12 protein-coding genes are annotated in these 13896 nt (G+C 58.6%); 4 read left to right on the top strand and 8 right to left on the bottom strand.

Annotated elements, in window-relative coordinates; genetic code table 11:
- Positions 1 to 187: 187 nt before the first annotated feature.
- Both carB and GSF67_RS10035 read right to left on the bottom strand, forming a co-directional pair.
- Positions 188 to 3676, bottom strand: coding sequence for a carbamoyl-phosphate synthase large subunit (gene carB / locus GSF67_RS10040; RefSeq protein ID WP_006310585.1), 3489 nt, complete (start codon positions 3674 to 3676; stop codon positions 188 to 190).
- Positions 3677 to 3831: 155 nt separating this feature from the next.
- Positions 3832 to 4698 (bottom strand): LytTR family DNA-binding domain-containing protein, encoded by an 867-nt coding sequence (locus tag GSF67_RS10035; RefSeq protein WP_006310583.1) that lies wholly within the window; start codon positions 4696 to 4698, stop codon positions 3832 to 3834.
- A gap of 47 nt (positions 4699 to 4745) precedes the next feature.
- Here GSF67_RS10035 and GSF67_RS10030 point away from each other — a divergent pair, with 47 nt between their 5' ends.
- The gene (locus tag GSF67_RS10030; RefSeq protein ID WP_006310582.1) at positions 4746 to 5234 is read left to right on the top strand and encodes a DUF2306 domain-containing protein; all 489 of its coding nucleotides are present in this window, start codon (positions 4746 to 4748) and stop codon (positions 5232 to 5234) included.
- A 97-nt stretch (positions 5235 to 5331) separates the two neighbouring features.
- The gene (locus tag GSF67_RS10025; RefSeq protein ID WP_006310581.1) at positions 5332 to 6249 is read left to right on the top strand and encodes a neutral zinc metallopeptidase; all 918 of its coding nucleotides are present in this window, start codon (positions 5332 to 5334) and stop codon (positions 6247 to 6249) included.
- Between the two features lie 41 nt (positions 6250 to 6290).
- Here GSF67_RS10025 and GSF67_RS10020 read toward each other — a convergent pair whose 3' ends face one another.
- The gene (locus GSF67_RS10020; protein ID WP_006310580.1) at positions 6291 to 6770 is read right to left on the bottom strand and encodes a DUF2938 domain-containing protein; all 480 of its coding nucleotides are present in this window, start codon (positions 6768 to 6770) and stop codon (positions 6291 to 6293) included.
- 295 nt (positions 6771 to 7065) lie between these two features.
- A complete protein-coding gene (locus GSF67_RS10015; RefSeq protein ID WP_035214640.1) occupies positions 7066 to 9156 on the bottom strand; it encodes a methyl-accepting chemotaxis protein in 2091 nt (696 codons plus the stop codon).
- Between the two features lie 330 nt (positions 9157 to 9486).
- Here GSF67_RS10015 and GSF67_RS10010 point away from each other — a divergent pair, with 330 nt between their 5' ends.
- Positions 9487 to 10884, top strand: coding sequence for an MATE family efflux transporter (locus tag GSF67_RS10010; RefSeq protein ID WP_006310577.1), 1398 nt, complete (start codon positions 9487 to 9489; stop codon positions 10882 to 10884).
- A gap of 36 nt (positions 10885 to 10920) precedes the next feature.
- Here GSF67_RS10010 and carA read toward each other — a convergent pair whose 3' ends face one another.
- Positions 10921 to 12126 (bottom strand): glutamine-hydrolyzing carbamoyl-phosphate synthase small subunit, encoded by a 1206-nt coding sequence (carA, locus tag GSF67_RS10005; protein ID WP_035214638.1) that lies wholly within the window; start codon positions 12124 to 12126, stop codon positions 10921 to 10923.
- Between the two features lie 335 nt (positions 12127 to 12461).
- Between carA and GSF67_RS10000 the strand changes: the two genes are divergently transcribed.
- Positions 12462 to 12914: a GatB/YqeY domain-containing protein gene (locus GSF67_RS10000; RefSeq protein WP_006310543.1), complete on the top strand. Its 453-nt coding sequence runs from the start codon at positions 12462 to 12464 to the stop codon at positions 12912 to 12914.
- A 289-nt stretch (positions 12915 to 13203) separates the two neighbouring features.
- On the opposite strand, the gene GSF67_RS09995 is transcribed toward GSF67_RS10000, so the two are convergent.
- The 3 genes from GSF67_RS09995 to GSF67_RS26025 are packed head-to-tail and all read right to left on the bottom strand — an operon-like array spanning position 13204 to position 13779.
- On the bottom strand, positions 13204 to 13536 hold the full coding sequence (locus tag GSF67_RS09995) for a BrnA antitoxin family protein (protein WP_035214636.1): 333 nt from the start codon (positions 13534 to 13536) through the stop codon (positions 13204 to 13206).
- Positions 13487 to 13615 carry a BrnT family toxin gene (locus tag GSF67_RS26030; protein WP_230059549.1) on the bottom strand — a complete coding sequence of 43 codons (129 nt, stop codon included), beginning with the start codon at positions 13613 to 13615 and terminating at the stop codon, positions 13487 to 13489. The genes GSF67_RS09995 and GSF67_RS26030 overlap by 50 nt, the downstream gene beginning before the upstream one ends.
- Positions 13600 to 13779 (bottom strand): BrnT family toxin, encoded by a 180-nt coding sequence (locus tag GSF67_RS26025; RefSeq protein ID WP_230059547.1) that lies wholly within the window; start codon positions 13777 to 13779, stop codon positions 13600 to 13602. The genes GSF67_RS26030 and GSF67_RS26025 overlap by 16 nt, the downstream gene beginning before the upstream one ends.
- Positions 13780 to 13896 lie beyond the last annotated feature (117 nt).

Raw genomic sequence — 13896 nt, 5'->3', positions numbered from 1 at the left:
GCGCGGCGCGGCCGGCGGTGGGGGAGGGTTTTTCGGGAACGCAAAAAGTCATCATGAGCCTCATGTGAGAATGATGTCGTTTTGATATGGGAACTAGATTGCAGCGGGATTGCGCAAAACAAAACGCCGCAGGCATGGTGACCCGCGGCGTCTTGTTTTCAATCTTGTGGGCTTTCCCGCAGCAGTCCTAGTTGAAGTAGCTTTGCAGCGGCTTCACTTCCAGATTGCCGGCCTTCAGCGCCTTGATGGCAAGCGCTGCTGCTTCCGCACCGGCCATCGTCGTGTAGTAAGGCACCTTCTGCATCAGCGTCGCGCGGCGTAGCGACTTGCTATCCGAGATCGCCTTGTTGCTGTCGGTGGTGTTGATGACCAGCTGGACCTGACGGTTGCGGATGGCGTCCTCGATATGCGGACGGCCTTCCTGCACCTTGTTGATCTTTTCGGCGTTGATGCCCTGTTCGGCGAGGAAACGCTGGGTGCCGCCGGTTGCCAGCACCTTGAAGCCGCTTTCCACGAGAATGCGGATGGCGGAAAGCACGCCTTCCTTGTCCTCGTCACGCACCGAAACGAAGACCGTGCCGGAGCGCGGCAGGTCGACGCCGGCGCCGAGCTGGCTTTTGGCGAAGGCTAGCGCGAAATCCGTGTCTAGGCCGATGACTTCGCCGGTCGAACGCATTTCCGGTCCGAGCAGGATGTCGACACCGGGGAAACGGGCGAAGGGGAAGACGGCTTCCTTGACGGCGATGTGCTTGAGGTTACGCGGGTCAGGCTTCTTGCCGTAGGCGGCAATCGCCGCGTCAAGCTTCTCCCCGGCCATGACGCGAGCGGCGATCTTGGCGATCGGCGCACCGATGGTCTTGGCAACAAAAGGCACGGTACGCGAGGCCCGCGGGTTGACTTCGAGAACGTAGATCGTGCCGTCCTTGATGGCATATTGCACGTTCATCAGGCCGCCGACCTTGAGTGCCTTGGCAAGCGCCGTCGTCTGGCGTTCCAGCTCGTCAAGGGTTTCCTTGCTGAGCGAACGGGACGGCAGTGAGCAGGCCGAGTCGCCCGAATGGATGCCGGCCTCTTCGATGTGCTCCATGATGCCCGAGACGAAGACGTTTTCGCCGTCGCACAGCGCATCGACGTCGACTTCGACGGCGTTGGTCAGGTAGCTGTCGAACAGCAGCGGGTTTTTGCCGAGCAGGGTGTTGATCTGGCCGGTCTTGTCGTTCGGATAACGCTGCTTGATGTCCTCAGGCACCAAGCCCGGAACCGTGTCGAGCAGGTAGGACTGCAACTGGCCTTCCGAATGGATGATCTGCATGGCGCGGCCACCCAGAACGTAGGAAGGGCGAACCACCAGCGGGAAGCCGATTTCGGAAGCGACGAGGCGGGCCTGCTCGACCGAATAGGCGATGCCGTTATTCGGCTGGGCAAGATCGAGCTTCATCAGCAGCTTCTGGAAACGGTCGCGGTCTTCGGCGAGGTCGATCATGTCAGGCGCGGTGCCAAGGATCGGGATGCCGTTCTTCTCCAGCGCTTCGGCCAGCTTCAGCGGCGTCTGGCCACCGAACTGCACGATGACGCCGACCAGTTCGCCCTTTTCCTGTTCGGCGCGCATGATCTCGATCACGTCTTCAGCCGTCAGCGGCTCGAAATAGAGGCGGTCGGAGGTGTCGTAGTCTGTCGAAACCGTTTCCGGGTTGCAGTTGATCATGATGGCTTCGAAGCCGGCATCCTTCAGGGCGAAGGCGGCGTGGCAGCAGCAATAATCGAACTCGATACCCTGGCCGATACGGTTCGGACCACCGCCGAGAATGACGACCTTCTTGCGGTCGGAAATCTGCGCTTCCGAGCGGGCGGCGCCGACGAAGGGCGTCTCATAGGTCGAATACATGTAGGCAGTGGGCGAAGCGAATTCGGCAGCACAGGTGTCGATGCGCTTGAAGACCGGGCGGACGTTCAGGCTGTTGCGCAGCTCGGCCACTTCCTTCGGGCGCTTGGACGTCAGGCTGGCGAGGCGGGCGTCGGAGAAGCCCATGGCTTTCAGCATGCGCAGATTTTCGGCATCCTGCGGCAGGCCATGCTCGCGAATGCGGGCCTCCATGTCGACGATGGCCTTGAGCTGGGCGATGAACCACGGATCGATCTTCGAGTTTTCGTGGACCTCTTCTTCGCTCATACCCATGCGCATCGCCTGTGCGACCATGCGCAGGCGGTCCGGCGTCGGTGTGCCGATGGCGGCGCGGATGGCGTTCTTGGAACCTTCGCCTTCCTCGTAACCGGGGATTTCGATTTCATCGAGACCGGTGAGGCCGGTTTCCATGCCGCGCAGTGCCTTTTGCAGCGATTCGGCAAAGGTACGGCCGATGGCCATGACTTCGCCGACCGACTTCATGGCGGTGGTGAGGATCGGCGAAGCGCCCGGGAATTTCTCGAAGGCGAAACGCGGGATCTTGGTGACGACGTAGTCGATGGAGGGCTCGAAGGACGCAGGTGTGGCGCCGCCGGTGATGTCGTTTTCCAGCTCGTCCAGCGTATAGCCGATAGCGAGTTTCGCGGCGACCTTGGCAATCGGGAAGCCGGTTGCCTTGGAAGCAAGCGCCGAGGAGCGGGAAACGCGCGGGTTCATTTCGATGACGACCAGACGGCCATCCTTCGGGTTCACGGCGAACTGCACGTTGGAGCCGCCGGTCTCGACGCCAATCTCGCGCAACACCGCAATCGATGCGTTGCGCATCATCTGGTATTCTTTGTCGGTCAGCGTCAAAGCAGGGGCAACGGTGATGCTATCGCCGGTGTGGACACCCATCGGGTCGATGTTTTCGATGGAGCAGATGATGATGCAGTTGTCCGCCTTGTCGCGGACCACTTCCATTTCATATTCTTTCCAGCCGAGAACGGATTCTTCGATCAGCACTTCGGTGGTGGGCGATGCGTCGAGACCGCCGCCGATGATTTCGAAGAATTCCGAGCGGTTATAGGCGATGCCGCCGCCGGTGCCGCCCATGGTGAAGGACGGGCGGATAATGGCGGGCAGGCCGACGACGTCGATGGCCTGCGCGGCAATGGCCATGGCGTGGCTGATATAGCGCTGCTTGCGGTCCGTCTCGCCGAGGTTCCACTGGTTTTCGAGGTTGTCGAGAGCCTTGTCCAGCTCTGCGCCTGACAGTTTTGCCTTGAGTTCAGTGCGGGCGGCTTCGTGCGTCTTGCGGTCGGCGTCCTTGATTTCGGTTGCGTTGGCGAGCATCGACTTCGGCGTTTCAAGGCCGATGCGGGCCATCGCTTCGCGGAACAGCGCACGGTCTTCGGCCATGTCGATGGCCTCGGGCTTGGCGCCGATCATTTCGACATTGTAGCGGTCGAGCACACCCATGCGCTTAAGGGAGAGCGCCGTGTTGAGCGCGGTCTGGCCGCCCATGGTCGGCAGAAGCGCATCCGGGCGCTCCTTGGCGATGATCTTGGCAACGACTTCGGGCGTGATCGGCTCGACATAGGTCGCATCGGCAAGGCCCGGATCGGTCATGATCGTCGCCGGGTTGGAATTGACGAGAATGACCCGGTAACCCTCTTCCTTCAGCGCCTTGCACGCCTGCGTGCCGGAATAGTCAAATTCACATGCCTGACCGATAACGATCGGTCCCGCGCCGATGATGAGGATGGACTTGATATCTTGGCGCTTCGGCATGGCTCTCTCGTTCCGCTTTTTGGTTGCGCAAAGCACCAGCCAGGGTGACGGATCACCGGCCGGGGCGCGCAATTCAAAGTTTTCAGGCTAGAAGCGGCTTATAGGCAAATGTTTTTGAGAACGGAACCCCATAAATTCCGGAATCGACAGAAACCTTAACGGATAGGGACTTGCGTGGCGAAACGGGCCTGTACCGCAGCACGGTAAGAGCGGCTAACCGGGATTTCCGTGCTGTCTCTTGTCATGACATGCAGACGGCCGGCCTGTTTTCGCAGGGAAACAATGTCGGCATCGGCAATCCAGTGGGAACGATGCACCTGCAAGCCCGCCGTCTGGCCGAGTTCTTTCAGCGCATCGGCAAAACGCAGCAGAACCAGCTGCTGCCCGCGCGTGGTGACGATTTGCGTGTAATGATCCTGCACGGATAGTCGCAGCAACTCTCCGCGCTTTTGCGGCGGCAGCCGCTCCAGCAATGGGATGCTGGCGTTCACGTCAAGATCGGCATCTGCATTTATGTCCGTTGCAGCCTCCACCACTTTTTCGAAGGACCGGCAGGTCGTGAGATAACTCAACAGGCAAAAGATCGCGCAGAGGGGCAGGGATGAGAGGCTGCTTTTCAGAACCGATGCAAGAGCCATCTCCCTGCCGTAGAAAATCTGATTGGTGACCGTGAGCAGCAGCCCGATAGGCAGTGCAGACGTCAGCGAGCCGATCATCATGCGTGTCAGCATGTTGCCGATGTGGCCTACAAGGATTGTATTGGCGATGACCGAAAAGGATATGGCGAATATCCAGGCGCCCCCCTGGACGATCGTCCAGTAAAGCAGCCGATCGGCGAAGCTCATGGTTTCGCTGGTCCCGAAAGGCCCGGTCAGAATGAAAATCGCCAGCACGGCAAGAAATGTCAGCCACAGCCTGCGCGATTGCAGGATGGCGTGCATTTCACGAAGCGTGGATTGCAGATACGGGTGATCCACGAAGTTTTCCTGCTGATGGCGCCAATCCGTTTTTCTTGTCCGCATGTTTCGCTGAAATTGCCGGTGATTTCAACCGAGCCGAAGCAGCGCCCATGTCATTCCAGCCTTTGTTAGATGCACCGCTTGCCGTGCAGTTCCATGTCGCCACCGTTATACCCGCAGCCATTCTAGGTGCCTTCATTTTCCTTCGTCCCAAGGGCACCGCGATCCACCGGCTGCTCGGCAAGATCTGGGTGGCGCTGATGGTCGCGACATCAGTTTCGACCTTCTTCATCCATGAATTGAAGGTGTTTTATGGTTTCAGCCCGATCCATCTGCTGTCCATCTTCACCATTTACGGCTGTCTGCAATCGGTCTATTTCGCGCGCCGCGGCGATATCCGACGCCATATGCGCATCATGCAGAGCGTTTATCTCGGCGGTATCGTGATTGCCGGCGGATTTACCCTCATTCCCGGACGCCTGATGCATGAGGTTGTCTTCGTGGATCCCTCGTTTGGATCCGCTGGGTTGTTCTTCGTCATTCTTGTCGTGCTTTTCATAGTTTTTTCGCGGTGGAGCCGAGCACGTAGACCCGCATAGAGACCATAAGGTTATTGCCTTCTGTTTTCCTTCGGAACAAACTTTATTAGACTGATGTTATATTACAGCTTTTGAAGCAAGGTTCGGGGAGACAATCATGGAATGGAGAGGGCGCCGCCAGTCGGACAATATCGAGGACCGGCGCGGCATGTCGGCGGGATCGGGTGATCCTTTTTCCCGAGGCGGGATGCGCGTGCCAATCGGGCGTCGCGGCGGCGGTATAGGGATCGGCGGTCTTCTGGTCATTCTGTTGATCAGCTGGGTGCTCGGCATCAACCCACTGACGCTGCTGACCGGCGGCGATATGTCGATGGACGGCGGCGGCACGACGCAATCGGGAACTCAGCAGTCCGGCACACGTCCGCAAGGCCAGTCATCTGATGAGACGACGGCTTTCGTGCGCACCGTGCTGGCGGAAACCGAGGATACCTGGAGCGGTATCTTCCAATCCGCCGGTGAGACCTATCAGAAACCGACGCTGGTGCTGTTCTCCGGGCAGGTTTCTTCCGCCTGTGGCAATGCTTCCGCTGCCAGCGGCCCGTTTTATTGCCCTGGTGACCGCAAGGTCTATCTCGATACCAACTTCTTCAAGGAACTGGATCAGCGTTTCGGCGCGTCCGGCGACTTCGCGCAGGCCTATGTGATTGCGCATGAGGTTGGCCACCACGTACAGAACCTCACCGGTGTCCTGCCGGAGTTCAACCGTCGCCGCCAGTCGATGAGCCAGACGGATGCAAACAAGATGTCGGTGCGTGTGGAGCTTCAGGCGGATTGTTATGCCGGCATATGGGGCAAGTTCACCGAGCAGAAGGGCATTCTCGAGACCGGCGATCTTGAGGAAGCGCTGAATGCGGCTCACCAGATCGGCGACGATACGTTGCAGAAGCAGACGCAAGGTTATGTGGTGCCTGACAGTTTCAACCACGGCACCTCGGCGCAGCGCATGGAATGGTTCAAGCGCGGCTTCCAGAATGGTCGTGTCGAGGATTGCGACACTTTCTCGGCGAATATCTGAGAGATCAGACGGAAAAGGGGGCCTTCAGCCCCCTTTTTCATTCAACGCATCAGAAGCGCCACGGCATACATGCCGAGTGCGAAAACCGTATGGGCAACGAGGTTCAGGATACGGACCTTTGTGGGGTTCGGCGTCTTCGATGCCGCCCAGCCGATGCCCAGCCCCGGCTGCAGCAGGAACCAGCCCGCGCCGACTGTGACGATGCCGACGATCCACGGCTCAACGAAGGACGGATTGGCAAACCATGCGGCCGGGACGACCAGTGCGAGAATGATGCCGTAGAGGATGCCGACGGCGTAATGCGAAACCCAGCCGAGCGCCAGTTCGTGCTCATAGGGTGTCGCCGTGGCGATGCTGTCGTGAAATATCCGACCCTTCGGCACATGCCAGAACCAGCGGCCGACCGGCGCCCAGTTCGGCGCGGACTGGCCGAAAAACCGGTGCAGTATGATTGCCCATATATCCATAAACACGGTGCCACCAATGCCCATTGCAATGCCGCGCCAAATCAGTTCCAGCATAGATCCCTCCGCATGATCGTGATCGATCAAGCTCTAGCGGATCGTGGCATTGGCGGGAATGGTCTATTGCCGGGTGGCGAAGAAAAATGGCCGGATTGCTCCGGCCATGAGATTGGTGAGAGACAGGCTAAACCTCTCCTCCGTCATGCTCGGGCTTGTCCCGAGCATCTGCAACGTGTCGATCAATGAGACGTGGTTAGATCCTCGGGACAAGCCCGAGGATGACGCCAAGAGGGGGGGTAATGTTTGACGGATGTCTGCCTGCTGTAGCGAATCCAACAAATTGTTTATCCCGTTAAGCAGCCCGACCATATTCCGCCTGCCGCCGCGTGGCGGTGGCGAGCTGGAACTGTGCAAGCAACTCGTTGAGCGCCGCCGCTTCCGAGGCAAGGCCGTGGCTTGCCGCCGTCTGTTCCTCGACCATGGCGGCATTCTGCTGCGTGCCCTGATCGATAGTGTTGATGGCGGTGTTGATTTCCTGAAGTCCGGTCGACTGTTCGCGCGACGATGTCACGATGGCATCGATGTGGCGGTTGATCTCCTGCACTTCGCGAACGATGGTTTCCAGCGCCTTGCCGGCATTGCCGACGAGTTCGACGCCGGACTGCACCTGCGATGTCGAGGCGTTGATCAATGTCTTGATCGCTTTGGCGGCATTGGCGGAGCGCTGGGCGAGTTCGCGCACTTCCTGTGCGACGACGGCAAAACCCTTGCCGGCCTCACCGGCGCGGGCGGCTTCGACACCGGCGTTCAGCGCGAGCAGGTTGGTCTGGAAGGCGATCTCGTCTATCACGCCGATGATGTTGCTGATCTCCGACGAGGATTTTTCGATGCCTTCCATGGCACGCACGGCATCTTCCACAATGACGCCGGACTGTTCGGCATTGCCGCGGGCGCGATCGACCAGACGGCCGACTTCTTCGGCACGGCGGGCGGAATCCTTCACCGTCGTGGTGATCTCCTCGAGTGCTGCGGCGGTTTCCTCAACGGAGGCCGCCTGCTGCTCGGTGCGGCGTGCCAGATCGTCGGCGGACTGGCGGATCTCGCCGGCTCCGGCGTCGATGGCGAGCGCATTCTGGCCGACCGTGCTGAGCGCCGCATTCAGCTTCGCAACGGAATTGTTGAAATCGTTACGAAGGCGATCGATGCGGGTCACGAAAGGCGTGTCGATGCGATAGTTGAGATCGCCATCGGAAAGATGCGCCAGACCCTTGGCAAGCGAGTCGACCGCGAACTGGATATCCGCCGCGTCTTTTGCTGCCGTTCTTTCGCGCTCGTTGCGCTCCTGTTCGGAAAGCGTGCGGTTCTGTTCGGCATCGCCCTCAAGGCGTAGGCGCTCCATGGCGTTCGAGCGGAACACGGCGACGGCTGCAGCCATGGAGCCGATCTGGTCGGTGCGTTCCTGGCCGGGAATGCCGACATCGAGATTACCGGCGGCAAGACCTTCCATGGCAGAGGTCATCTGCGTGACAGGGCGGACGATGAAGCGGGACAGCACGGTCGCCAGCAGGCCAATCATGATCGCGGCGGCGAGAACCGTTGCGATGGTCGCCGCCAGGCGGAACTGGCCGATCGCGCTGTAGGCGACGTCGGAATCCACGACGAAACCGAGATACCAGTCGACCGAGGGTAGGCCGGCAACCGGGATGAAGCTGGTGATCTTGCCCTTGCCGTCGATTTCGGTCTGGGAAATCGCGGAGGAAATCGCCGGCGTGTCGACCTTGAAGAGATCGGCCAGCGGCTTGTCGACGAATTTTGGATCCGGATGAATGAGGATTTTGCCGTCCTTGCTGACGAGGAACGCGTAGCCATCCGTGCCGGCATCCACCGACTTGATCATCTTCACCAGCGTATCCAGCGAGAAATCGCTGCCTGTCACACCGGCAAGCTTGCCATCGATGGAAACGGGAATAGCGGCGGTGATGATGAGGCCGCCGGTCGAGGCGTCATTATAGGGTTCCGTCAGAACCGTCTTGCCGGCTTTCACCGCATCCAGATACCACGGACGCTTGCGCGGATCGTAACCTTCCGGCAGCGGTGTCTTCGGGAAGGTGGTGAAGGTGCCTGTCTCGGCATTGCCGAAATAGGTCGACATGAACTGTGCCGTCAGCACGTCATTTTCCAGAAAACGCAGCTTTGCCTCGTCATCCGGAAGCTTGGCCAGGGTTGCCGCCACCGTTTGTGTCAGCATGATGCGACCGTTCAGCCAGTTGGCGATGCTTTGCGCAGCCTGCTTGCCGGAAGAATCAATGTTTTCCGCGACTGCTTCGGTAGTAACCCGATGCTGGAGGCTGTCGATGTAATAGGAAAAGCCTGCAAAGGCTGCAACGACAAGAGATGACGCTGCAACCAGAATGCGCGTCATAAGATTGGTTTTCTTTGGCAAGCTACGGATCCTTGAAGCCGGATGTACCGTCGAGGTCATCTTTAACATTGATGGGGGAAACATGCCTCAAAGGCGGGAATAATCTGCGTCATGCAGCTTATGATTTTAAAAGAACTATCCGATGTTCTAATAGATAAAAGCGAATGGTAAAATTGGACTAAATTTATCTTGTGTCAGGACGCAATACGGTCGGATTTCGCGTGGTTGCCGATGTGCGTAATTTTTAATCACGCACTGCTGCCGGTTGCGTGCAGGATGGGAATATTTTATTCATCCTCGTGCTGCCGTTGCGCAATTCGCGGGCAACGGCCAAGGTTCAGGTGAATTACAATGTCTTCGTCGGTTGTTGCAGAAACCGTTCCTTCCGGATCGGGGTCGTGGTTTTCGCATTTCAAGGCTACGCTCGTTCTGGGGATTCCGCTTATCGGCGCCCAGCTTGCGCAGCTTGGTATCCACACCACTGATATGGTGATCGTCGGTCAGCTGGGAGCAGAGAAGCTTGCGGCCATGGTGCTGGCCGGACAGTTCTTCTTCGTCGTCTTTATTTTCGGCTCGGGCTTTTCTGTTGCCGTCGTGCCGATGGTGGCGCAGGCTTACGGGCAGGGCGATGCGACATCGGCCCGCCGCTCGCTGCGCATGGGCATGTGGGTGGCGATCGCCTATTGGCTGCTCGCCTTGCCGATCTTCTTCAATGCCGAACGCATTCTGGTCTATCTCGGGCAGAACCCCAATGTTGCGGCACTGACCGGCCATTATCTCGCCATTGCCAAGTTCGGCCTCCTGCCGGCGCTGCTTTTTTATGTGCTGCGCGGGCTTGTCAGCGCCATCGGCCGTGCGGGCATCATTCTTTATGTCACCATCATCATGCTGGTGATGAACGGTCTGATGGCCTATGTGCTGGTCTTCGGCCATTTCGGATTGCCGGCGATGGGCATGAATGGTGCTGCCGTTGTTGCCGTCATCGTTAATGCCTTCAGCTTCATCTTTATCGTCGCTTATGTGCAGACGCGCGAGGAAACGAAGAAATACGAGCTGTTCGTGCGCTTCTGGCGGCCGGACTGGCATGCGCTCTTTGAAGTGCTGCGGCTTGGCCTGCCGATCAGTATCACCATTCTTGCCGAAGTGACGCTGTTTGCGGCCGCTTCGATCCTGATGGGGCAGATCGGCACGGTGCAGCTCGCCGCCCACGGTATTGCCCTCCAGCTCGCCTCCATCGCCTTCATGATTCCGCTTGGTCTTTCCCAAGCGGCGACGGTGCGTGTGGGCGTGGCGCGCGGCCAGGGGGATTTCAAAAACCTCATCCGCGCCTCGATCATGATCTATGCCATCGCCTGTGGCATCGCCATTTGCGGTGGCATCCTGTTTGCGGCCGTACCGGAATTCCTGGCGAAATGGTTCCTCGATCCGAAATTGCCGGAAGCTGCTGAAGTGCTTGCCTATGCCAGCAGCCTCGTGGTGATTGCCGGCATCTTCCAGCTGGTGGACGGCATTCAGGCCGTGACGGCAGGTTTGCTGCGTGGCCTTAAGGATGCACGCATTCCGGCGATGCTGGCGCTGATTTCCTATTGGCCGATCGGGCTGGCGCTCGCCTGGACCATGGCCTTTCCGCTCGGCTTTGGCGGACGCGGCGTATGGTTCGGTTTCGTGATCGGTCTTTCGACGGCCGCCGTTCTTCTCACCATCCGCTTCGTGGTGCTGGTGAAGCGCGAAATGCAAACGGCCCGCTGAAAAGCGGGCCGCATATAACTTTCGGATTTTAAAGGATCAGCGCTCGGCGAGCGCTGCCTCACCCTTGTTTTCGCGCAGCAGGTTGACGAAGCGGCGGAAGAGATAGTGGCTGTCCTGCGGGCCGGGCGATGCTTCCGGATGGTGCTGGACGGAGAAGACCGGCTTGCCGACGATGCGCAGGCCGCAATTGGTGCCGTCGAACAACGACGTGTGGGTTTCCTCGACGCCCTCGGGCAGCGATTTGGTGTCGACCGCAAAGCCGTGGTTCATGGACACGATTTCCACCTTGCCGGTCGTGAAGTCCTTCACCGGGTGGTTGGCGCCGTGGTGGCCCTGATGCATCTTTTCGGTCTTCGCGCCGACGGCGAGGCCAAGCATCTGGTGACCGAGGCAGATGCCGAAGATCGGCAGTTCGCTCTTGATGAGGTTCTGGATAACAGGCACGGCATATTCGCCCGTCGCGGCCGGATCTCCCGGACCGTTGGAGAGAAAGACGCCATCCGGCTTCAGCGCCAGAATATCTTCAGCCGAGGTCTGCGCCGGAACAACCGTCACCTTGCAATCGAGGCCGGCAAACAGGCGCAGGATGTTGCGCTTGACGCCGAAATCCACGCAGACGACGTGGTATTTCGCATCGGCTTCACCGAGCGTGCCGTAACCCATGTTCCATACCCACGGCGTTTCCGTCCAGGTGGAGGACTGGCCGGACGTCGCTTCGATGGCGAGATCGAGGCCGACGAGACCGCTCCAGGCCTTGGCTTCGGCCTTCAGCGCTTCGATGTCAAAGACGCCGTTCGGGTCATGAGCGATGACCGCGTTCGGCGCACCGTTTTCACGGATCCAGGCCGTCAGCGCGCGTGTATCGATACCGCAGAGGCCGATGACCCCACGCGCCTTTAGCCAGGCATCCAGATGCTTGACGGCGCGGAAGTTCGAGGGATCGGTGATGTCGGCCTTGAAGATGACGCCGACGGCGCCGCGACGGGCGGCGGGCGTCAGGTCTTCAATGTCTTCCTCATTGGTGCCGACATTGCCGATATGAGGGAAGGTGAAGGTGACGATCTGGCCGAGATAGGAGGGGTCGGTGAGGATTTCCTCGTAACCCGTCAGCGCCGTGTTGAAGCAGACTTCGGCCTGAACCTTGCCGGTTGCACCGATGCCTGTTCCTTCAATCACCGTGCCATCGGCTAGAACAAGCATTGCAGTGGGTTTGCGGGTAGTCCAGGGCGCTGTCTCGGTCATCTCGTTCCGTTTCTGCCGCTTCGCACCCCGCCTCTTGAAAGGCAGGGGGTAAGGGGCCATTTCTGTCGCAGGCTTCGTGACATAAAGGGGCGCGCGATAAAGCTCGCGTTCCGACCCTTCGTTAAAATCTCGTGCAGGTGCCGGAAAATAACGAAAGCAGCCCAAGCGGTCAACCGCAGGCCCAAGATTTACGCGGATTTAAGCTGTCGTAGATTCAAGGGTTTATGCAATTGATTTGCTTGAGCGTGTTTGCTCGTTTATGTCGTTGCGAAAAATAAGGCGGAAAGTTTGCCGATCAGGAAGCTGCGGAATGAGCTTTCCCAAGGAGAAGAAAAATGCTGCGCGACACGTTCGCTAATACTTTGAAAGACGCTTTGAAGGCTCGTGATGCACGCCGCACCTCGACCGTGCGTCTCATCCAGGCGGCCGTCAAGGATCGCGATATCGCCAATCGTGGCGTGGGCAAGGACCCCGTCAGCGACGAGGATATCATGCAGATCCTGACCAAGATGGTGAAGCAGCGGGAAGAGTCCGCCACCATCTATGAAGGTGCCGGCCGTCCCGAGCTTGCCGCTCAGGAGCGCGAAGAAATCGTCATCATCAAGGAATTCATGCCGGAAGAAATCCCGGCCGAGAAGGTGCGCGAACTCTGCCAAGCGGTCATCAGCGAGACCGGCGCATCCGGCCTGCGCGACATGGGCAAGTGCATGAATGCGCTGAAAGAGCGTTATCCAGGCCAGATCGACTTTGCGAAGGCCTCCGGCGTCGTCAAGGACTTGCTGAAGTAGCTTTCGTCACTTCTGAAAAAGTAAAGGCAGGGTAGCCATGGCTACCCTGCCTTTTTTCTGCCGACGAAGATGCATTCCGGCGGATCAAAATGCTCTCCCGCGCAGGCTTTTCGGGGGGGACGTGCCTGCGGGTGTCGGCAGATGTATGGAAATGTTCAGACACTGCCTTTGACTGTGTTTCGTTTTTACATCGTCGCGACGGGTCGCTCAAATTACAAAAACATAATTTTTAGTGATGTTGCGCTGCCATAAATTCGCCGGAAGCAGGCGAAATGGCGGCTATCTTTTTTCAACCCGGCCGTTTTTTCTGCTCATGCACATAGTGGCGCAGCACCGCATTCATCCGGGTTTGATAGCCTTTGCCGGTGGATTTGAAAAAATCCACGACATCCTGATCGACACGGATGGAAATGGATGTTTTGGCGGTGGGGAACACGACTTGGGCCTTCGACCAGTCGATATCCTCAAAGCCCGCCCAATCCGGATCGTTACGCGTGGCGCGGTCGATGTCTTCGTCGGTCATGGCGTCGACGCGTGCCCAGTCGGTCTCGCTCTTCTCGCCGCGAGCCCGCTTAGCGCATATTTCTTCCAGTGTTATTCGCGTAATAGAGTTGTTGCTCATTTTTCCGCGCCGCACGCACTGATATGATCCGGCATGTCTCGCCCCGCATCGTGTAAACGACAGCTATGAGGCGCCCCATGAACGGGCAAATGGCGCGTATGCGGACCTCTCCGTTTTGGTCAGACGGTATTCGATATGTGGTTCATACAGCGCCTCTGCTGCATCCTCGAAGTCGATACCGTGCTTAGCCAGATTGATAAGCCGCTTGCGTTCATCCCACTCAAAGGAGATGAACTCTTTCATCACAATGTCCATGAGACACCCGACACTGTTTCCAGTTTGCGGGCACTCATGCACCATGCTTGTATATTCGTCTGTATATACACTGCTGTCAACGCCGCCTGTGAATATCGGGTATTG

It is taken from the genome of Agrobacterium sp. CGMCC 11546 (assembly GCF_013365515.1).
Lineage (GTDB): Bacteria > Pseudomonadota > Alphaproteobacteria > Rhizobiales > Rhizobiaceae > Agrobacterium > Agrobacterium fabrum.
Note: the sequence above shows the minus strand (reverse complement) of the source record. Positions and strands in the feature narration are given on the sequence as shown.